At 40.8% G+C, this 19,336-nt stretch carries 18 protein-coding genes; 8 read left to right on the top strand and 10 right to left on the bottom strand.

Annotated features, from left to right (window positions below):
* The first annotated feature begins 199 nt into the window (after positions 1-199).
* Positions 200-1,387 carry a CPBP family intramembrane glutamic endopeptidase gene (locus tag MSBR3_RS08640; RefSeq protein ID WP_230627986.1) on the top strand — a complete coding sequence of 396 codons (1,188 nt, stop codon included), beginning with the start codon at positions 200-202 and terminating at the stop codon, positions 1,385-1,387.
* Between the two features lie 432 nt (positions 1,388-1,819).
* On the opposite strand, the gene MSBR3_RS08635 is transcribed toward MSBR3_RS08640, so the two are convergent.
* The 5 genes from MSBR3_RS08635 to MSBR3_RS08615 form a co-directional block, all read right to left on the bottom strand.
* Complete coding sequence (locus MSBR3_RS08635) at positions 1,820-2,092, bottom strand: hypothetical protein (protein ID WP_048107554.1); 273 nt, start codon at positions 2,090-2,092, stop codon at positions 1,820-1,822.
* A gap of 422 nt (positions 2,093-2,514) precedes the next feature.
* Complete coding sequence (locus MSBR3_RS08630; protein ID WP_048107553.1) at positions 2,515-3,114, bottom strand: indolepyruvate oxidoreductase subunit beta; 600 nt, start codon at positions 3,112-3,114, stop codon at positions 2,515-2,517.
* Positions 3,111-4,913, bottom strand: a complete 1,803-nt coding sequence (gene iorA, locus MSBR3_RS08625) for an indolepyruvate ferredoxin oxidoreductase subunit alpha (RefSeq protein WP_048107552.1) — start codon at positions 4,911-4,913, stop codon at positions 3,111-3,113. The genes MSBR3_RS08630 and iorA overlap by 4 nt, the downstream gene beginning before the upstream one ends.
* A gap of 368 nt (positions 4,914-5,281) precedes the next feature.
* Positions 5,282-6,082: an ATP-binding protein gene (locus MSBR3_RS08620; protein ID WP_048107551.1), complete on the bottom strand. Its 801-nt coding sequence runs from the start codon at positions 6,080-6,082 to the stop codon at positions 5,282-5,284.
* Between the two features lie 775 nt (positions 6,083-6,857).
* A complete protein-coding gene (locus MSBR3_RS08615) occupies positions 6,858-7,715 on the bottom strand; it encodes a 4Fe-4S binding protein (RefSeq protein ID WP_048107550.1) in 858 nt (285 codons plus the stop codon).
* Positions 7,716-8,206: 491 nt separating this feature from the next.
* Between MSBR3_RS08615 and hcp the strand changes: the two genes are divergently transcribed.
* The 5 genes from hcp (at position 8,207) to MSBR3_RS08590 (ending at position 12,475) form a co-directional block, all read left to right on the top strand.
* Entirely contained in the window at positions 8,207-9,835 is a 1,629-nt protein-coding gene (gene hcp / locus MSBR3_RS08610; RefSeq protein WP_048107549.1) for a hydroxylamine reductase, read from the top strand.
* A 109-nt stretch (positions 9,836-9,944) separates the two neighbouring features.
* Positions 9,945-10,283, top strand: coding sequence for a cupin domain-containing protein (locus MSBR3_RS08605; RefSeq protein ID WP_048107548.1), 339 nt, complete (start codon positions 9,945-9,947; stop codon positions 10,281-10,283).
* 45 nt (positions 10,284-10,328) lie between these two features.
* Positions 10,329-10,757, top strand: a complete 429-nt coding sequence (locus MSBR3_RS08600) for an ester cyclase (RefSeq protein WP_048107547.1) — start codon at positions 10,329-10,331, stop codon at positions 10,755-10,757.
* Positions 10,758-10,835: 78 nt separating this feature from the next.
* Positions 10,836-12,011, top strand: coding sequence for a glycosyltransferase family 4 protein (locus MSBR3_RS08595; RefSeq protein ID WP_048107546.1), 1,176 nt, complete (start codon positions 10,836-10,838; stop codon positions 12,009-12,011).
* 107 nt (positions 12,012-12,118) lie between these two features.
* Positions 12,119-12,475: a DUF488 domain-containing protein gene (locus MSBR3_RS08590; RefSeq protein WP_048107545.1), complete on the top strand. Its 357-nt coding sequence runs from the start codon at positions 12,119-12,121 to the stop codon at positions 12,473-12,475.
* A gap of 46 nt (positions 12,476-12,521) precedes the next feature.
* On the opposite strand, the gene MSBR3_RS20210 is transcribed toward MSBR3_RS08590, so the two are convergent.
* The 5 genes from MSBR3_RS20210 to MSBR3_RS08570 form a co-directional block, all read right to left on the bottom strand.
* The gene (locus MSBR3_RS20210; protein ID WP_155396769.1) at positions 12,522-12,668 is read right to left on the bottom strand and encodes a hypothetical protein; all 147 of its coding nucleotides are present in this window, start codon (positions 12,666-12,668) and stop codon (positions 12,522-12,524) included.
* A gap of 117 nt (positions 12,669-12,785) precedes the next feature.
* Positions 12,786-13,451: an orotidine-5'-phosphate decarboxylase gene (pyrF, locus tag MSBR3_RS08585; RefSeq protein ID WP_048107544.1), complete on the bottom strand. Its 666-nt coding sequence runs from the start codon at positions 13,449-13,451 to the stop codon at positions 12,786-12,788.
* A 4-nt stretch (positions 13,452-13,455) separates the two neighbouring features.
* Complete coding sequence (locus tag MSBR3_RS08580; RefSeq protein ID WP_048107543.1) at positions 13,456-14,409, bottom strand: deoxyhypusine synthase; 954 nt, start codon at positions 14,407-14,409, stop codon at positions 13,456-13,458.
* A gap of 488 nt (positions 14,410-14,897) precedes the next feature.
* Positions 14,898-15,290, bottom strand: coding sequence for a thioredoxin family protein (locus tag MSBR3_RS08575; protein WP_048107542.1), 393 nt, complete (start codon positions 15,288-15,290; stop codon positions 14,898-14,900).
* A gap of 504 nt (positions 15,291-15,794) precedes the next feature.
* Positions 15,795-16,142 carry a hypothetical protein gene (locus MSBR3_RS08570; protein ID WP_048110238.1) on the bottom strand — a complete coding sequence of 116 codons (348 nt, stop codon included), beginning with the start codon at positions 16,140-16,142 and terminating at the stop codon, positions 15,795-15,797.
* A gap of 728 nt (positions 16,143-16,870) precedes the next feature.
* On the opposite strand from MSBR3_RS08570, the gene MSBR3_RS08565 reads away from it, so the two are divergent.
* Together MSBR3_RS08565 and MSBR3_RS08560 are read left to right on the top strand one after the other, a co-directional pair.
* Positions 16,871-17,620 carry an RNA ligase partner protein gene (locus tag MSBR3_RS08565; protein WP_048107541.1) on the top strand — a complete coding sequence of 250 codons (750 nt, stop codon included), beginning with the start codon at positions 16,871-16,873 and terminating at the stop codon, positions 17,618-17,620.
* A 470-nt stretch (positions 17,621-18,090) separates the two neighbouring features.
* On the top strand, positions 18,091-19,323 hold the full coding sequence (locus MSBR3_RS08560; RefSeq protein ID WP_048107540.1) for a methionine adenosyltransferase: 1,233 nt from the start codon (positions 18,091-18,093) through the stop codon (positions 19,321-19,323).
* Positions 19,324-19,336 lie beyond the last annotated feature (13 nt).

Raw genomic sequence — 19,336 nt, 5'->3', positions numbered from 1 at the left:
GATTTAAGTATATAATGCTTGTTTTAAATAATCTAAGCCTGTTTAAGCGTTTAAAATTTATTTCAAAAAATTAGTGTCTTCATCTAAAGTAATAAACTATATACGAAACTTTATATATTATTCACAATAAGATATTGTGGAAGATTAGACAGATCTGCAAACAGATGTGAAGTGGCCCTGAATGAAAGAAGGAGTTTCAATGAAAAACACAATTATTCATACAAAACAAAAAAAGCTGAATTTTATAATAATTATTTCATTGCTGAGTCTGGCTTTACTGGCAGTTTCTCCTGCATATTGTAGTGACTTGAATAATTCCTCCTCATCACAGACAGAGCCTGTTTTGAAACTGGTACCTAGCAACACTGGAGAACCGGGATTTTTTAAATTTGTTTTATCTAATGAGAGTTCAGGTCCTTTCCAGAGAATCGAACAATATGTCGATCTTGGTTATATTTTAGGAGGGTTCGGGGCTGCACTTCTGATTCTTTTGATGTACCGCCGTATGGCTTCAAAAGAGCAAGAAATGATGGAAAGGCCTCCGCAAGCTCCCTATTCTCATAATGTCTGGAAAAAATTGGGGCTTGGAAAATTATACCAGGATGAGTACGAGGCCACAAGAATCAGGCTTTTTACTGCAATACCTGTCGTGTGCATAGTCGTTGCCGAACTTCTTATCTTTTTGGGCCGAGTAGAGCTTGGAATAGGGATGCATGTCGTAATTTTGATCGCATTTTCTCTTTCCAATTTAGTTATAAAGGATCTCAAAGTATACCGAATTTATGAGGCATTAATGCTTCTTCCGATTCTGAGGTTGGTAAATCTTTCTATGCCTGTGTTTTTTTCAACTACCCTTTATGCCTTCGTTTTTGTCTATGGTCCTCTTCTAGTCCCTCTTGCAATTATAGTAATGCATCAACGGCAGTCCCTTGATAAGATCGGACTTACTTCAAATAACCTGCTAGCTTATGTTACTCTTTCTATCCCACTTGGTTTTTTGTTTGGGCTCGCAGAATACCTGGTCATCAAACCAGGCTACCTGATCCCTGACCTTTCTACCGAAAACCTGCTTAAACTCACCATTATAATGGTCTTTTTTGTGGGCTTAACCGAAGAACTTATTTTCAGGTCATTCCTCCAAACAAGACTTGAAGAGGCGTTCGATATCAGAGTGGCACTTGTAATTACAGCTTTTCTTTTCGGTTCCATGCACTCGGGATACGGTACCTTCTATGAAATTTTATACACAAGTTTTGTAGGACTTGTCATAGGTTTTATGTTCTATAAAACAAGGAGTCTGCCATTTGTCGCAGTTATGCACGGCTTTATTAATATCTTCCTTTTCGGATTTCTGCCCTATTACCTGAGTGGTTGGAAAGGGTTCTGAAATTATTAAAGTTGATTAAAAATCAATTTTCAGGCACCCTTCTACGTGTCATATTTTTTAGTACTATCACAACTTCCAGGAGCCGGATTAAGCGTATTACTTTTAAATTATCACTTACTTTAACCTGGCTTCCACTTTTTAGGAGCATATATGATTTTCCGTATATGTGAAGTCAGTATTTTTCCTGATAACGATTATTATGAAATTTGAAATTTTACTGTAGAAATTGGGTTAAAATTTCTGAGTTAAGATTTTAAATTTATAACTTTTTTCACGCAAATTTGAAGCATTAGGTCATCTGGAAAAACAAAAATTGTATTTTAAACTTAAGTTGAATCAAGTTCTCAGGAAAAGTAAAAACAAAAAAGTAGAAACTTTTTTAAAATTAGTGCATGAACAGAACACTCAGAATATGTTCTGTAAAACGTGCAGTCAGACAATCGCATTAATCTTGAAATAGACAATTCCCATAAAGCATAGAAACAAAGGAATAATTGCTTGATTAAAAGAAATGTTAAGATTCTTATTCCATTTTTCAGATGCTGAAGTAATTTCTTTTAGAGAAAGGAGAGATATAAGCCCAATAATTACTACAGCCCCATAATGTGGAAGTCCGGGAGTTGTCACCATAGAAATTGCACTTGAAGCAGCACTTGAGGAAACCATACTAGAAACCATACTGGATGAAATACTACTAAGTAACATACTAACACCCTCTACTGATTAAGTCCTTTTTCGAAATGTAAAGATATCTGTTTCGAAATGTAAAGATATCTGATTACAAACGCTATGAAATCATAAAAATAATATTATGTTCAAAAATACAATACTATAATAGTATAAAAAAGTTTTGTCTTAAAATATATCTATTAAGGTCAGACAATCATTTTTCTCCTTTACAATATCAGTTGTCAGAATTTTCCAAAAATTGCTATATTGGCGTATTATTTGGTTTTACACTGGCATATTATTGTTTTTCACTATACACATATTTTGGTATAAGGGACCTTTAGAAAGGAATGTCTGTTCAATTAACATACCTGCCTGGTGACATAAAATACGATATAAGCGATTTTTTCACTTTATATAAGTAAAAGCCCTTCGCTGCAAAGAGTAAAAGGAAAGATTTAGCTTTCCTCTACTTTTTGCCTTCCCGCTTCAAAAGCCCTGAGATTCACTTCAATTGTTTTCTGCGGCACAAGGGCTTTAACACTCTCAAGCATAATTTCTTTCGGAATCGGCAGATAGCCTGAAACTGCTCCAACCATCACGACATTCATTGCAAGCCTGCTTCCGGCTTCGTATGCCAGTTCATCAGCATTGAAGGCTTTAACAATATACTTTTCGGAAAGAAATTCAAGAATGTCCGGGACTTCCGGATATTTCGTAAGGCCTGAAGTAACAGTTACAGGAATTATAGGTTGCGTATTCACTATAACAACTCCACCATCCTTCAGGAAATCCAGGTACCTGACCGCTTCCATCGGCTCAAGGGCAAGCAGAAGGTCTGCACCTTTTTTCGGGATCATGGAACCGTAGTCATTTCCAATCCGAATATGGTTTACAACCGAACCTCCTCGCTGGGCCATTCCGTGGGTTTCCGCAGCCCGGATAGGTATCCCGGTAGTAACTGCGGCTTTTCCTATAATATCCGAAGCAAGAATTGCACCCTGCCCTCCGACTCCTGTAATAAGGAGGTCTAATTTCTTTTGCTCAGCCTGGCTCATCGCTTCACCTCCAAAATAGCATCAAACTTGCAGATCTGGGCACAGACCCCGCACCCGCTGCAAAGGGACGTAATTACGGCACATTTGTTTTTCTCATTGAACTCAATTGCAGGACAGCCGAACTTAACACACTGCTTGCAGCCTTCACACTTTTCAGGGTCAACAAGATATGGAGTCCGACGTATACCAACTCTTTTTCCTGAAATTACGCAGGGCTGTCTGGTAATGACCACAGCTACGCCTTCGAATTCCTTTGCTGCCTTAAAAGCTTCCTGGGTTTCTTCAAGCCGGTAAGGATCGACAACCGATACGAATTCTGCACCCATTGCTTTGCAGAGCTCTTCAAGTGATACCTGTACGGTTGGCTCTCCTGTTGCCGTATACCCAACGCCGGGATTTGGCTGGTGTCCGGTCATGGCTGTAATGCGGTTGTCAAGAATAGTGACCGTGATATTTGCTTTATTGACAATTGCATTCAGGAGTGAGTTCATGCCTGAGTGGAAAAAGGTTGAATCCCCTATGGAACAGCAGATCGGTCTTTTTTCCCCTGCATGGTAAAGCCCTGAGGCAACACTGATGCTTGAACCCATGCAGAGTGTGGTCTCAACAGTCCCGTTCTGGATTCCGAGGGTGTAACAACCAATGTCGCTGGGGTAAATTGCATCCTTTCCAAAGACCTTTTTCATTGAATAGAAAGTTGCCCTGTGAGAACAACCTGCACAGAGAGCAGGCGGGCGAGGAGCAAGCTCAAGAGCTGTGCCTGATGTTTCAGTTTCGGTCTCAAGGTCGAAGGTTTTCTTAAGAGCCTCAAGGAAGGCACTCACATCCAGTTCACCTTCCCTTGGCACAAAACCGTTAGTTTTCCCAAGCACCGAAACTTCAAGCCCGGCTTCCTGTGCAATCATCTTTACCTGTTCTTCCACAATAGGCTCAAGTTCCTCGAAAACAAGTACGGTATCTACGGTTTCAAGTAGCTCCAGAATCAGTTTTCTCGGTACCGGATACGTTCCGATTTTAAGGTAAGAAACTTCAAGTCCGAGCTCTACAAGTGCTTCTTTTGCATACACTGAAGCGATACCTGCACCTATTACTCCGAATTTTGCATCGGGTTTCAGCTCAAGTGAATTCCAGGGAGATTCGGCGAGTGCGTCCTCAATTGGCTGCTGGATAGAAAGGAGATGAGTATGGCGCAGACGTGCATTTTTTGGAAGCATGACCCAGCGGTCCAGAAGTTTTTCAAAATTAGGAGCCGTTTTTTCTACGGGCATCTCTCCAAGCTCAATATCTGACTTTCCATGTGAAATCCGGGTTGTAGGCCTGAAGATCACAGGAACTTCAAACTTTTCGGAAAACTCAAAAGCATAGGGAAGCATGTCCTTTGCTTCCTGTGGGGTTGAGGGATCAAAACAGGGCACAAGGGCAAACTGGGCATAACGCCTTGTATCCTGCTCATTCTGGGAGGAGTGGCATGATGGGTCATCAGCAACAATTGCAATCAATCCGCCCTTTGTTCCTGCATACGCAAGAGTCATAAAAGGATCGGCTGCAACGTTTAGCCCGACATGTTTCATTGTCACCACAGAACGAACGCCTGTCCAGGCAGCTCCGACTGCAACCTCCATTGCAACCTTTTCATTAACCGACCATTCAATATGGTAATCCAGGTCCTTTCGGGCTGCAAGCGTATCTATAATTTCCGAAGACGGAGTTCCGGGATAGCCTGCAACAACCTGCACGCCGCCTTCAAGAAGCCCGCGGGCAATTGCTACGTTTCCAAGCATGTACTCACGCATTGTCATAATTATTGTCTCCAGTATTTAAACAGGAAAAATAACGTTACGATAACAGATTAAATATATTCTTATTGATTCGTATAAGCAAACTTAGACAATCTAATCGATTGATGACAGTAAATCTGAGGTTTCATAAAGACAACCAGGCAAACCTTATCTGCTGTCCGAAACCAGGACTTTTACATTATCAAATAACACGATCAATAATATACTTTCGGATAAGTGACCTGAAGTTCTCCTCTTGTACGATCAGTTAACCTGCAGAAAAAAGAGAAACGATGAAAGTTTACAGTTTTTGATAGAACAAAAACTAGATTTAAAAGCTGGTAAAAGTTCGCTCACTGCCCGGTACTACCCAGCTCATGAAAAACAATTTAACTTTTTTCAAGAAAGTCCGCAAGCTTTTTGATTTCGTCCAGCTCGAAATCAAGTTCTTCGCCTTTAAGGGACGCTTTAAATATTTCTCTTCTTTCCGGAATTTCAGCTACGACATTCACGCAATTTACCGACGCCAGCATCTCTTCCTTTATATCCGGTTCAACCTTATTAAGCACAAAGTAAACCCTGCATCCGCACTGAGAACCAAATTCATCAAATTTTTTTGAAAGCCTGAGTGACTCATAGGAAGGATCAATAACAACGAGAATCAGGTCGAAGTCTTTATCAACTCCACGCCCAAAATGCTCGGTACCCGCTTCCGTATCCACGATTACGATATCATTTTTACCCAGGTCAAGGTTTTCAAGAAATTCCCTTGTCAAAATTCCCATTGGACAGGCGCAGCCCTCTCCGAAATTATGAATTTTACCAACTGCCATCAGCTTGACTCCGGCTTTTTCCTCCACAAACTCCGGTGGAAGGTCGGAAAAACTCCATCTCTTATTAAAAAAGCGTGACTGCTGCGCTGGCTGACCTGAAGTACTCCCATTAGCTGCAAGCCCCCAGAACTGAGTTTTTTTAGGAGCAGCCCTTTGTTTTTCCTTAAAGCCTGTTTTTCCTCCGAAGTACTCCATAAGGTCCTTGGGAGCTGCCATTCCTAGCTGGCTGTGCAGCCCGTAATTGGACTCATCAGTATCGAGCACAAGCACGTTTTTATTTTTTGCCATTTCCTTTGCCAGGAGCGCCGAAATCGTACTCTTTCCGCTTCCTCCTTTTCCGCACACTGCTATTTTCATATCCAGTTCACCTGTCTCAGTAATTTATCATGCTGAATTAAAAACACTTCCTTTAAACATTTTCTTGCCTCAATAGTAGTGAAAGGAGAGAGAACGGAGGGAAAAAAGAAAAATTAGAAAAAAGAAATAGAGGTGAAAACAAAAAATATAAAATACAAAAAATGGAAACAAGAAAAGTAGAAATTACAAAAGTAGAAAAAAGAGACAGAATGGAATCCAGAAGATTAAGAAGATTATATAGAGTAATGATAGAGACCTAACTGCGTCCAGAAAGGGATGATATAAAAATCAAAAATGGATCCAACGTTAAAAAATTTCCGTTTTTTAAATGGAAATTAAAAGTTACTCATGGGAGAGTAACGGTCTGGAAAGACTCTCTTTGAGCTTGTATGTGGGGTGTTATGGGGGTGAGCGAATCCCCATAAATAGCTATAAAGTTTTAGTATATAATTGCACATGTTTTGATCTTTTCTTTGATAGCTCAGGAATTCAGGCACTACTTCTTCTAAACATCTCTTAGTTTTTACCCTCAATCATAAGTGGGATAATTTTCGTGCCTCAGAACTCATAAGAAACGGAAATTGAGTGCCTCAAACATCTAATTATTTTAATACAGATGTAGGTTAATTTATGGTTCAGAGTATACCCAAAAAGTCAAATAATGACTGAAATTCTCGACATACATTGAAAATAATTTAATATTTACAGAATCAAAGTCAATACTCTGGTGGAGTATTATAAGTTCATCAGTGCTACCGGAAAAACCTCAGAAATTTCAGGGAAGAACTTCTTTCCTGTATTTTTCAAATCCCAGCCTGTCAAAGAGATCTCCTAACCTTTCTCCGTCAAGGCCTTCTCTCCTGTAATACTCAAAGGTTTTTTCTAGAATCGAAAATAGCTGCCCCTCGTCAGCAAGTTCAAGAAGCTTTGTCCCATGCCCAGGCTTCCTTCCCAGCTTACCTCCGACAAAGATTGTGCATCCGGTTTTTTCCGCCCTCAGCGCATCTTTCCTGCAGGCTGCTATACATAACCCGCAAAGGATGCACTTTTCCCTATCTATGCTGGCTTTATCATCGAGAACCTTTATTGCTTCCATTTTACATGCTTTTTCACAGCGCTTGCAGCCAACACAGTTTTCTGAGATAAGTTGTGGTTTTGTCGTACCCATTACTCCAAAATCGGTATCCTGGGGTTTTACGCAAGCCGATGGACAGCCAGTTACTGCAATCTTGAGTTTTTTGGGAACAGTTTCTCCTACATATTTTTCAGTTATCCTGTTTGCTATTTGCTGGCAGTCGATCAACCCAAACCTGCAAACCTCATTTCCCTGGCAGGCAACTACTGCTCTTACTCGCTTTCCAGACGAGCCTCTCAAAACTCCCTTCTTCTCAAGTTCAGAACTTGCTTCTTCAGCCTCTTCGAGTTTGACAAAAGGAATCTCAATTCCCTGCCTTGAAGTTATGTGGATATATCCATGTCCGTATTTCTCGGCAGCATCAGCAATTGCACGCAGCTTTTCTGCGTCAATCCTGCCACCAGTAGCTCTAACCCGCATTGAAACCATGTTTTCCTGCCTCTGAGGCAGAAATCCTTTACTTTTGAGTAAAGACTCATCTATTTTTTTCTCACTCATATAAGGTCACTTGTTGAAAAGGCATTATTATTGATGTATATAAAAATTGTTAATGATTCGGTTTTCCTTATAGATTGTTATTTGTAATCCGAACCCGAAACGTGGAATTTCTATCCCTGTACCGACTGCTCGGGGAAATATCCTTTACCCGGGGCTACTATCCTGCACAAGATCGAATGTCATAAGGGAAACTGTTGAAGACGGAATGAAGTGTCAACAAAAAGAAAAATCTCTACTGTTTGCAGCCTAGAAAACAAAATCCCAGCTCTACCTTGTGAAATTGAATTTTTATTATTAAGGTACCCATATCGAAACTGTCTCCTATATATGAGCCACTATCGTATAGAAAATAGTTCCCTATTGTATTTTTTACAGATACATTCTACAACTATATTACACTACACCTCAATGATTAAGAAACTGAATCGTCATATATGACAGGATGAAAAAACTGGGAGTAAACTGAATAACAGTTTTAAAGGTGATAAAATATGTTTTGTAATCAATGTCAAGAAACTTTTAAGTCAATAGGTTGCACGAAAAATGGAGTATGCGGCAAGAAAGGGGAAGTTGCAGATCTTCAGGACAGATTAATCTATGTTCTCAAAAGCATCTCTTTTTATAATCTTAAAGCAAGGGATGCAGGTCTAAATGAAGAAGCAACAGATCGTTTTATTCTTGACGGCTTCTTTGCCACTCTCACTAACACTAATTTTGACAAGAAGGAAATAGAATCCTATATAAAGAAAGGATTTGAGCTCAGAGACAGCATTAAGACAAAGCTTCCTTCAGGAATAACAGATGCCGAAAAAGACCTGCCTGCAGTGGCTACAGTTACCCCTGAAAACATAGGAAGTTTGGATGTTGCTGTTCACTCAACTGCAGATGAAGATATCCGATCCCTTAGAGAACTTCTGACCTATGGAATGAAGGGAATGGCCGCTTATGCACACCATGCCTATATTCTGGGATATAAAGATGAAGCAATCTTTGAGTTTATAGAAAAAGGACTGGTTGCAACAACAGACGATAGCTTAGGAGTAGAAGCTCTCACAGGCCTTGTCCTGGAGTGTGGCCAGAAAGGTGTCTTAACTCTTGCTCTACTTGACAAAGCAAATACAGAAACATATGGAAACCCTGAACCAACAGTAGTTAACATAGGCGTAAGAGACCGGCCAGGAATCCTTATCAGTGGGCACGACCTGCGAGATCTCGAACAGCTCCTTGAACAAACGAAAGGCACAGGAATTGATATTTATACCCACGGCGAGATGCTGCCTGCAAACTCTTATCCTGCCTTTAAGAAATATGACAATTTTGTAGGTAATTACGGAAATGCCTGGTGGAGGCAAAATGAAGAGTTCGAAAAGTTCAACGGCCCCATCCTGCTAACAACAAACTGCATAATCCCTCCAAGAGAGTCATACAGAAACAGGATCTATACTACAGGAGTAGTTGGCTTTGAAGGGCTTACCCATATATACGAAAAAGAAGATGGCACAAAGGACTTTACTCCTCTTATAGAACAGGCAAAAATGAGCAATCCTCCCGAGCAACTGGAAAGTGGAACAATAGTTGGAGGTTTCGCACATGAAGCAGCCCTTTCTGTTGCAGATAAGATAATAGATGCCGTAAAAAGTGGAGCAATCAGCAGGTTTATAGTTATGGCAGGCTGTGACGGCAGACATAAGGAAAGAGCTTACTATACAGATTTTGCAAAAGCCCTGCCAAAAGACACAGTAATCCTGACAGCCGGCTGTGCAAAATACCGCTACAACAAACTGGATCTTGGAGATATAGGAGGAATCCCAAGAGTAATCGATGCAGGTCAGTGTAATGACTCATACTCTCTTGTAGTAATAGCCCAGAAACTTGCAGAAGCTTTCGGTCTCAAGGACATAAATGATCTCCCTGTTTCCTACAATATAGCATGGTATGAGCAAAAAGCCGTGCTTGTTCTGCTTGCCCTTCTGAGTCTTGGAGTAAAGAACATCACCCTAGGCCCAACACTTCCGGCTTGTGTATCTCCAAACGTTCTTAAAGTGCTGGTTGATAATTTCAATATCAGAGCAAACACAACCGTTGAAGCAGATATGAAAGTGCTTCTGAATCAAGCGTGAGCTTCAGAAAAAACCTGGTGTTGCGTCAACAAACATTGATGCAACACTAGCATAAATTATCAAAATATGCTGAAAAACATAAAAATTATGGTTAAAAAGAGGGAATAAAGTGAAAGTCGTTGAGATGAAATCTTCACCTGAAAAACCAAATCCTCACAATGTAAGCGTTCGGACTCTTTATGATACAGAACATGCCCAAGCAGTACACATAGAACTCAAGCCAGGAGAAACCTTAAAAAAGCATATCACTCCAACAGATGTCTTTTTCTATATTCTTGAGGGAAAAGGTATTGTTGAGATTGGGGATGAACAACAGGAGGTCATTAGGGATACGTTAATTGAAAGTCCTGCAAAAGTTCCCCACCGCCTTTTGAATCCCGGAGATGGAGTCTTTAGAGTACTTGTTGTTAAAGTCCCGAGGCAAACTGAATCCACACGTTTGCTGTAAGATTTAATCACACTAACAGGATAAATAAAACAATAGAGGAGAAATATGTCTACAGAAGAGAATAAAGCAATAGTCCGTCGATTCTTTGAGGAAGGGCCCTCTAAAGGAAATCTAAATATTGCTGATGAACTGCTATCATCTGATTTCACTCTTCATGTTCCTCTTCCTGTATCTTCAGGAATCAATGGAATAAAAGAAGTAATCACCTCATGCAGAGCAGCCTTCGAGCATCTTAATGTTACAATAGAAGATATGATTGCCGAAGGAGATAATGTGGCTGCTCGCTTCACAGCCCATGGTATACATAAAGGCGATTTTATGGGTCTGCCAATCACAGGAAAACCAATAACTATGACTGGTATAGAGGTCTTCCGTATTAAGGATGGTAAGATTGTCGAGTTGTGGGGTGAGGCTAACCTTCTCGGCCTGATGCAACAGTTAAGGAATTTTTCTTCACCTGGGAGCCAGGGTTAAACTCCACCAGGCACACAGTATCCTGCTTGGTATTTAGTTCCTCGACTCTCACCTTGACAAAAAGGGATAAGTGAGCCTATGAAAAAAATTAGAATAGGAATGTTTTCCTGGGAAAGTTTGTATTCCATACGTGTTGGGGGAATTGCCCCCCATGTATCCGAACTTTCAGAAGCTCTTGCAGCTGAGGGACACGAAGTTCACCTTTTTACACGGGGCCACGAAAATAATGATGAGATAATTACTGGCGTCCACTATCACAGAGTTACCTGTGATCAAATTGGGGGGATAGTGGAACAGATGAACATGATGTGCGAAAATATGTACAATCGGTTCCTGAATGTAAGAGAGAAAGCAGGTGAATTTGACGTCTTGCATGGGCACGACTGGCATCCTGTAAATGTTCTCTGTAGAATAAAAGCCGAGTTCGGGCTGCCCTTTGTTCTGACTTTTCACAGCACTGAATGGGGACGTAATGGAAATCGTTATGGAGACTGGTGGGAGGCAAAGGAAATCTCGCGTAGGGAATGGCTCGGAGGGTACGAATGCTCCGATGTGATCACTACTTCGACAATGTTGAAAAAAGAAATTCAGCAAATTTACAAAATTCCCGATTACAAACTCTGGAAAATTCCTAACGGCATAAATGTGGGAAAGATCAAAAGAGAAGTCGATCCAGGGAATATAAAAAAGCATTATGGCATTCATCCGTGTCTTCCAGTTGTGCTTTTTACTGGGAGGATGGCATATCAGAAAGGGCCTGACCTGCTAATAGAAGCTGCGGCAAGGGTTCTGAAAAAAAAGAATGCACAGTTTGTACTCATAGGAGAAGGGGAAATGCGCGCCCATTGTGAATATCAAGCTCATAAACTTGGGATCGGTAATTCCTGTAACTTTCTTGGGTATGCCCCGGATAATACTGTGATAGACTGGTTTAATGCCTGTGACCTTGTTTGCATTCCTAGTAGGAACGAGCCTTTCGGAATTGTCGTACTTGAAGCCTGGGACGCAAGTAAACCGATAGTCGCAAGTGATGCAGTTACCCTTGTGGAAAACTTCAAAACAGGCATTATTGCTTATAAAGAACCCTCTTCTATTGCCTGGGGTCTAAATTATATTCTTGAAGGGCTTGGTCGTAACAGGATGGGAGAAAAAGGGAACGATCTTCTTAAACAGAAATACAACTGGAAAACCATAGCGGAAAAAACGTTGGAAGTATATGAGAAATTGGTTGAAAAGCACAAATCCAGTTTTTGAAACTCAAGAAGCTGATGTTTCTCTTAGAGCCCATCCAGAAAGTCAAAAATGAGTAAAGGAATAAATGAACTCATAAAATGTTTTAATAATTAAAAGGGGGGAAGTAGTTGATTCGACTGAAAAGGATTTACGAACAGTCATCAGACCAGGACGGATTCAGGGTACTTGTTGACAGGCTTTGGCCCAGAGGGCTTCGAAAAAATGAAGTCAGGATTGATCTGTGGTTAAAGGAGATAGCTCCTAGGGACGAGCTTAGAAAACTGTTTTCACATAATCCTGAGAAATGGGAAGAGTTCAGGAAATGCTATCTTGAAGAACTGGAGCTAAAAGAAGAGTATGTACAGAAACTCATAGATAAAGCGAAAGAAACTGACCTGACCCTGCTCTACGCCGCAAAAAATGAAGATTTTAATAACGCCGTAGTTTTAAAGGAGTATCTGAACTCCAAATTAAAGAGATCTTGATTACGAAAAATTGGATAGTACAAAAAGTGTGTATCGATTCCATATATCATAAATAAGCCATGGATAAACATAGATGAGCGCAGATCGGAACCCGTGCATTTGAATCACACCTCTCACGAGTGTGTGGACTGAACTTAAGTTTTAGTGCCTCAGAACTCATAGGGCTCATCATGAAATCAGCGAAATTTTTCATCACAGGCACTCAATTGATATTCATATAATATATGCGGTTAGTATAAGAAATATCTTTCAGAAAAAAGAAAACATTTTAAATATAAAACATGTCCTGAAATATCCTTAAAAACGTTTTTCAGTTTTCTCCGTTGGGTCCGGCCTCGATCTCAGCAGCAATTTCCCTGGCAGCTTCTCTTGGGGAGTCTGCTCTATAAATGCTTCTTCCTACAATTACCCAGTCTGCGCCTGCGGCAATAACATCAGACGCTTTTCCTCCCTGGGCGCCGACTCCAGGCGAGATGATGGTGAGTTTGTCACCTATAATTTCTCTTATCGCCTTCACTCTTTCCGGTCTGGTTGCAGGGGCAACAAGGCCGAAAGCTCCTGCTTGGGCTGCCATCCTTGCAATCGTTTCTCCGACGGGCTGGAGGAATTCGGCTCCTCCTGGGTGGCTCATTTCGCTTACCACGAACACATCTTTCCCGTACTCGGAAGCGACCTCAATACAGGCATCAAGGCTGTCCCGACCTGTAAAGCCCTGGACAATAACTGCATCGGCTCCTGCCTCAAAGACCTGCTCGCAGATAAGGCGGTTGGTATTTGGAATATCGGCAACCTTGAAATCGGCTATTATGGGAGCAAACTCGGAAAGTTCCCTGATAATTCCAAGTCCGGTAGCAAGTACTAGAGGGTAGCCTACCTTTACAGCGTCCACGAATTCCGAGACATCTTCTGCAATTTTGAGCGCTTCTTCCCTATCGGAAACATCAAGTGCAAGGATCATACAGCTTTTCTTTTCCATAAAATCACCTCTTTGGAAGGCGTGTACGCACAGCTGCAACCATGAGCGGGAGAGTAATAGTAGCATCTGCATACACGGTTACTGATTTTGCGTTTTCTCCTACCTTTCCCCAGGACTGGGCTTCGTCAAGAGTCGCCCCGCTCAGGCCTCCGGTCTCAGGGTGATCCATTGTTAATTGAATTGCATAGTCAAAGGACTTAGGAGTCACAAGCATGGACTGGAGAATATAATTTTTAGGAACTCCTCCTCCAAGCAGCAGGGCACCTGCACTCTCAGCCGCATAGCAGATTTCCATAAACTCATGCATATCAGCAAATGCATCCACATGCAGAGGGTTTCCTTCTTTGTACAGCCAGGCCTGAAGCCCTATTACCGAGTCCTGGAGGGCAGGGCAATATACAGGCACTCCTACTTCTGCTGCGGTTTTCAGGATAGAGGAATCATCATCAAGATTTTTTCCAATCTCGGTAAGCACCTGCCTGATAGAGAGTTTTTCCTGAGGAAGACCTGAGTAAACGCCCTGTAAAAATTCCTCAAGATCTGTAAAGTGCTGGTCCGGAAGATAAACATCATAAATCCTGTCAATACATTCATTCCGTAGCTGAATATCGTTTGTACAGTCCGTGCCCTTATAATGGTGAAGGCCCAGAGCCTCGACAGTGTCGTGCACCATATTAGCTCCTGTCGTGACAAGCACGTCGATGTAGCCGTCGCGTATTAAATCTGCAACAATGTTTCTCATGCCTGCAGGAGTCATGGCACCTGCAAGTCCGAAGAATTTAGTGGTTTTTTCGGAAGCCAGCATTTCATAATAAATATCTACGGCCTCAGCCAGCCTGCCTGCTCCAAAGGCGCAGCCTTTGTATTCCCTGACAAGCTCGTCAACACTCATGTCGGGACTGATCTTTGCAGCTTTGATTGGGGTCGAAAGTTTTTTGTTTGGAGTATTACAATCCATTCGATTTCCCTCATGAAAAGGTATGATAGGACCTACTTTTGAGAATTATCTCTTTGAAAACTATCTCTTTGGGAACTATCTCTTTGAAAATTATCAATTCTAGATTATTTTGAGCTGATATTGAGTTACCTGAAAATACATAGTATATGATAAACTTTCTCTTTACATGTTCTTTCTTTAAGTGCACGTAAAATACTTAGAGTATTGACTTAGAGCACAATCTTGCCTGAAAATTATTACACACTCTTGAAAACCATTACTCGTTTGATATCGGACTAGTAACTGAAAGCATCAAGCTAGAATCCAGTCAGGACAGCCTTTGATGAATATGGACCTGTAAATAAAAAGCTATATGAGTAAAAATCCTGAAAAGTTATGACTGGAAAATTCAAAAGCTTGAGAACCCTCACTTGAGGGTTCAAAAGGTTAAAAAATATCTGCTAGAATGCAAAAGGGTGAATAATATCTCATTTTTCAATCAGGTTGATTTAAGCATATCCTGTGATATCCTGGCCAATTGGAGTGCTTTTTCTTATGCACTCTTCCCCGGAGTTAATCATATCTTCAACCGCAGTTTTCAATATGGAAGGATAAACCTGGCCTACTTGCTCCCATACAGGTCTTCCATGGCAGAAAAACTTAAAAGTAGGCGTGCCCTGAACTCCAAACCTTTCAACAGTCCAGGGATTCGTTTCAATGTTCATGCGGGCAAAAACGGCTGAACTCTTGAATTCGTTTGCATAGTTCATAAAATAAGGTTCCATAGCTTTGCAGTAAGGGCAGGTAGGGCTGTAGAACATTATAATAACCGGCTTTTTAGAGCTTTCTACTACTTCTCCCCATGTCATATCTCCAATTTCCATAACATTGCTTCCGTTCAATTAATTACCCCCAAAGTTATGAACAAGTTAACAGAATAAATTAATCAAGTTTAAGGCCTATCGAAATCAGTTATTCAGTTCATTGCATTTTGTATATGAGATTGCTTTTATTATGTCAATATTATCTATTTTTATAAGATTAATATTTATGCTTTGTAAAATTAAAGTTTACGCTGCTTTAGAAAATCCCTTAAAAAGCCTCTTAAATCGCTTCTTTATCCAGAAGTTCTAAGCGGGAAGTTCTAAACAAGTAAAGAAGAAATACAAAAGGAATAAAGGGGAAAGGCAATGGAAGTAGAGAGGAAAGACAATAGAAGTAGAGAGGAAAGACGATAGAAGTAAAGAGGAAAGACAATAAAGTAAAGAAAAATTAAAAAGTGGGTGACAGAACTGGTTCTTCAGTTCTGTGTTATCTTGGCGAGATTTTTCCAGGAACCGAACCCCGTCCTTGTTCAAGGATTCAAAAGTTTCTAAAGAGGAATGAAGTTTATAGGGTTTTTCCGTTTAGACTTTTTTGCCTTCACCCTCAGGGTTCATGACCTCACAAAAACATGTGCTGCAGACGTATTTATCCTCGAGACATGTTTCTTTAAAGTCAACTTTTGGGCCTCCCGGTTTTGCAGTTGCCTCCCTGAACACATAGAACTTTTCGTTAAATTCGATTGGCTGGCCGCATCTCGAACATACGAAAGGTGGGTTCTCAACCGAGTCAATTGCACACTCAATGCATATCAGATCGGACTTATCCCCTTGAACATCTTTGAACTTTATTGGTTTCATATCCAGGCTGGTGTCTACAACCAGTACATCTTCCAGAAGTTCCCGGCCACAAATGTTACAATACTCTTTCATTGTGCTGCCTCCTATGTCCAGAGGGTTTCTCACCAAACCTTGTGCTGAGCATACACAAGGCTTCACTGTCTCCGTGTTTGCACTCAAATCATATTCCCCAGTTTCAGCTTATTACCCATTCTCATACCGAATCGTTTTATTTTTAGATGTCCAATTCGGCACAGTCCTTCACACTGTTAAGTTGCGTTTTGCCTGCTGGCGTTGGCTTACCAGCATATCAACCTGAGAAGATTGGTCCAGAGCTGGAAAAGCAAATAATATAAATTACACGCAAATATTTTTTACAACGTGGTTCCGAAAATACTTTTCGCATTTGAGTCGAAACAACATTAGAAGACACTTTACAAAATACGTTTTAAACCGCTTTCTAGTCTCTGGTTTTAAACTTCCCTATGGAAATATAGGTCTTGAAACTATATACAGTTATTGATTTTGATCAAAAAATACATGTTCTTCTAAGTGTAATAAGTAGATCACAAAAACAGTAGAGAAATAAAGAAACAGTAAATACTCTGAAAGAAAATAACTAATTATCCTAAGAAAGTTAGAAGTGATCAAAACTAAATTGTCACGTAAATAGAATGCAGGTCGTTTAAACAAATAGAATAAAAGTCGCTCTCCTAATAAACTAAGATACAGGTAAATAAAGAGAATAAAACAAAGAACTTTATTCATCTTTGATCAATACATAAGACGATAAAGAAGATTACTCAAAAGGGTTCGAAAAAATGCTTAAGCAGAGATTTGTGCTGGATACTACTGCATTAACGGACCTGCAGACGCGTGAGGTTATGGGCTATGCTTCCCTTTGCGAGGGAATGAAAGCGATTCTTGACCTGATAGCCGATGCTCGTCTGCATTTCGGGATAAGCTGTTACGTACCTTATCCGTCAGTATACAAAGAGATGTACGAATTTGCAAGCCGCAACGGCTGTGACAGGGAGGTTGTGGCTAAAATAGATACCTGGCTTGTAAAAAAATCTCCTGACAGGTATAGAGTTAGCGTAACTTCTCAGATCTTTCATGAGTATGTTGCTTACATGCGGGAGAGAATTAACCGGGGAATGGGAGTAGCAGAGGATGCGATATGGGAGGCAGCTACTGAATGTCTCTTTATGGAAAATCCTCAAAATAAGAAAAAAGAGTATAAGGAAGAGGTTGAGAGGGAAGTAATCGGGGGGATCATTGGCAAATTCCGAAATAAATATCGAGCTGCCCTTAGATATGGAATTCTTGATAGCGCTCCTGATATTGATGTTCTCATTCTTGCCAAGGAGCTTGATGCTGCAGTAATCGCAAGTGATTACGGGATTGAAAAGTGGGCCGAACAGCTTGGAGTCCGTTTTGTACCTGCAAACGTTTTTCCCATGATGATACAGGAGTACCTGAAACATCTTCCGGAAAACGAAAATGAGCCAGAGTCAGGAAACAAAGACAAAAGTAAAGAAGGACCATCGGGAGAAATTGAATTCATTTAACAACTTCAATTTTCAATCCTTTATTACAATCAAAAATTACAATCAAAATTAAAACCTGAGCAATAGTAAATTCTGGACACTTAACCGGACAAGAAGGTTGAGATTAGTCAGATCAGAGGCTTGAGATTAGTCAGGCAAAAGGCTGAGATTAGTCAGGCAAAAGGCTTGAGATTAGTCAGGCAAAAGGCTTGAGGTTAAATCAGGGGAATTAGCTTCAGGATGTGCTATTGAACTATAAGTCTCAGTGAGGAGTATAAGACATCGGTTATTATCAAGCCTTAAAGTACTTATGCCTTTAAGGAATCGTGCTTTTAATAGTGTCCTTTAAAAAAACATGCCTTTTAATAGTACTTTTTAGAGAAAATGTACCTTTAAACGTGCTTTTAAGGAGAATATACCTTAAGGGTAACTGTACTTTAGGAGACGCCATTTAAGGGGACTGTGCCTTTTAAAGAATTGGGGGTAAGAGTTTGAGAAATATAGTTATAGAAGAATTAAAAGCACCCGAAGTTTACCGCCAGAGGGTTGAGGTTGTAGAACGAAAAGGTCTAGGACATCCGGACTATATTTGTGATGCCATAATGGAACAAATTTCAGTAAATCTGAGCCGGAAGTACCTTGAGACTTTCGGGAGTATCCTGCACTATAATATAGATAAAGGCATGCTCGTTGCAGGGGAAGTGGAAGGAAAATTGGGAGGAGGTAGAGTTGTAAGCCCTATGAAACTTATTATAGGGGATAGGGCCACTTTTGAAGCTCAGGGGATAGAAATCGACGTTCCCGAGCTTGCAGTCGGTACTTCACAGCAATGGATCCAGGATAACCTCCGCTTTGTGGACCCTGAAAATCTCATCTATCAGATTGAACTAAAAAGAGGCTCTGCAGAACTTACGGATATCTTTAGCAGAGGAGAAGAAATTCTCGGTGCAAATGACACTTCTGCAGCAGTTGGATATGCTCCTCTCAGTCCTACCGAGAAGCTTGTTTTCGAATGCGAGCGATACCTGAACTCGAGAAAGTTCAAAAAGGAATATCCTGAATCCGGAGAAGATGTAAAAGTTATGGGGCTCAGGCACAGGGAAGACATACATCTGACTGTTGCAATGCCGCTTGTGGATAGGTTTGTTGAATCAGAAGAAGCATACTTTAAGAAGAAAATCGAGCTGCATAACCGTATTGAAGAGTTTACTGCCGGATTTGCAGAAAAAGCAAGGGCTGAACTTGAGTCCTGTATGTGTCTTAAACCTACAGTCTCCTTGAACACTCTTGACGTTCCGGGTAGGGGGCTGCAAGGGATTTATACCACTGTAACCGGCACTTCTGCTGAGGATGCAGATGGTGGACAGGTAGGGCGTGGAAACCGGGTAAACGGAATAATTCCATTAAACCGTCCTGTTAGCAGTGAAGCTGCCGCAGGTAAAAACCCTGTAAGCCATACAGGAAAAGTTTACAACCTTCTTTCCCACAGGATCGCAGCGCATATCTACAGCGAGGTGCCTGACATTTCCGAAGTTTATGTCTGGCTTTTGAGTGAAATAGGAACTCCAATCGACCAGCCTCAGATTGCAACTGCCCAGCTTATAATGAAGAAAGGGTCTGCGAGTGAGGTTGAAAAAGAAGTGGCTGAGGTAATGGAAAAAGAGCTTGAGAATATACAGGCCTTCTCCATGGAACTTGTTGCAGGAAAATGTCCTGTATGTTGAAAAGAGGTTTTTC

The organism is Methanosarcina barkeri 3, assembly GCF_000970305.1.
In the GTDB taxonomy this organism is placed as follows: domain Archaea; phylum Halobacteriota; class Methanosarcinia; order Methanosarcinales; family Methanosarcinaceae; genus Methanosarcina; species Methanosarcina barkeri_A.
This window is presented reverse-complemented; position numbering and strand designations above follow the sequence as displayed.

Coding starts and splice junctions, on each gene's coding strand:
- MSBR3_RS08620 (WP_048107551.1), bottom strand. CDS start 6,082: ATGAAAATAGCAGTGTGCGGAAAAGGAGGAAGCGGAAAGAGTACGATT.
- MSBR3_RS08595 (WP_048107546.1), top strand. CDS start 10,836: ATGAAAAAAATTAGAATAGGAATGTTTTCCTGGGAAAGTTTGTATTCC.
- MSBR3_RS08615 (WP_048107550.1), bottom strand. CDS start 7,715: ATGAGTGAGAAAAAAATAGATGAGTCTTTACTCAAAAGTAAAGGATTT.
- MSBR3_RS08580 (WP_048107543.1), bottom strand. CDS start 14,409: ATGGATTGTAATACTCCAAACAAAAAACTTTCGACCCCAATCAAAGCT.
- iorA (WP_048107552.1), bottom strand. CDS start 4,913: ATGACAATGCGTGAGTACATGCTTGGAAACGTAGCAATTGCCCGCGGG.
- MSBR3_RS08565 (WP_048107541.1), top strand. CDS start 16,871: ATGCTTAAGCAGAGATTTGTGCTGGATACTACTGCATTAACGGACCTG.
- MSBR3_RS08640 (WP_230627986.1), top strand. CDS start 200: ATGAAAAACACAATTATTCATACAAAACAAAAAAAGCTGAATTTTATA.
- pyrF (WP_048107544.1), bottom strand. CDS start 13,451: ATGGAAAAGAAAAGCTGTATGATCCTTGCACTTGATGTTTCCGATAGG.
- MSBR3_RS08635 (WP_048107554.1), bottom strand. CDS start 2,092: ATGTTACTTAGTAGTATTTCATCCAGTATGGTTTCTAGTATGGTTTCC.
- MSBR3_RS08600 (WP_048107547.1), top strand. CDS start 10,329: ATGTCTACAGAAGAGAATAAAGCAATAGTCCGTCGATTCTTTGAGGAA.
- MSBR3_RS20210 (WP_155396769.1), bottom strand. CDS start 12,668: ATGAAAAATTTCGCTGATTTCATGATGAGCCCTATGAGTTCTGAGGCA.
- MSBR3_RS08630 (WP_048107553.1), bottom strand. CDS start 3,114: ATGAGCCAGGCTGAGCAAAAGAAATTAGACCTCCTTATTACAGGAGTC.
- MSBR3_RS08570 (WP_048110238.1), bottom strand. CDS start 16,142: ATGAAAGAGTATTGTAACATTTGTGGCCGGGAACTTCTGGAAGATGTA.
- hcp (WP_048107549.1), top strand. CDS start 8,207: ATGTTTTGTAATCAATGTCAAGAAACTTTTAAGTCAATAGGTTGCACG.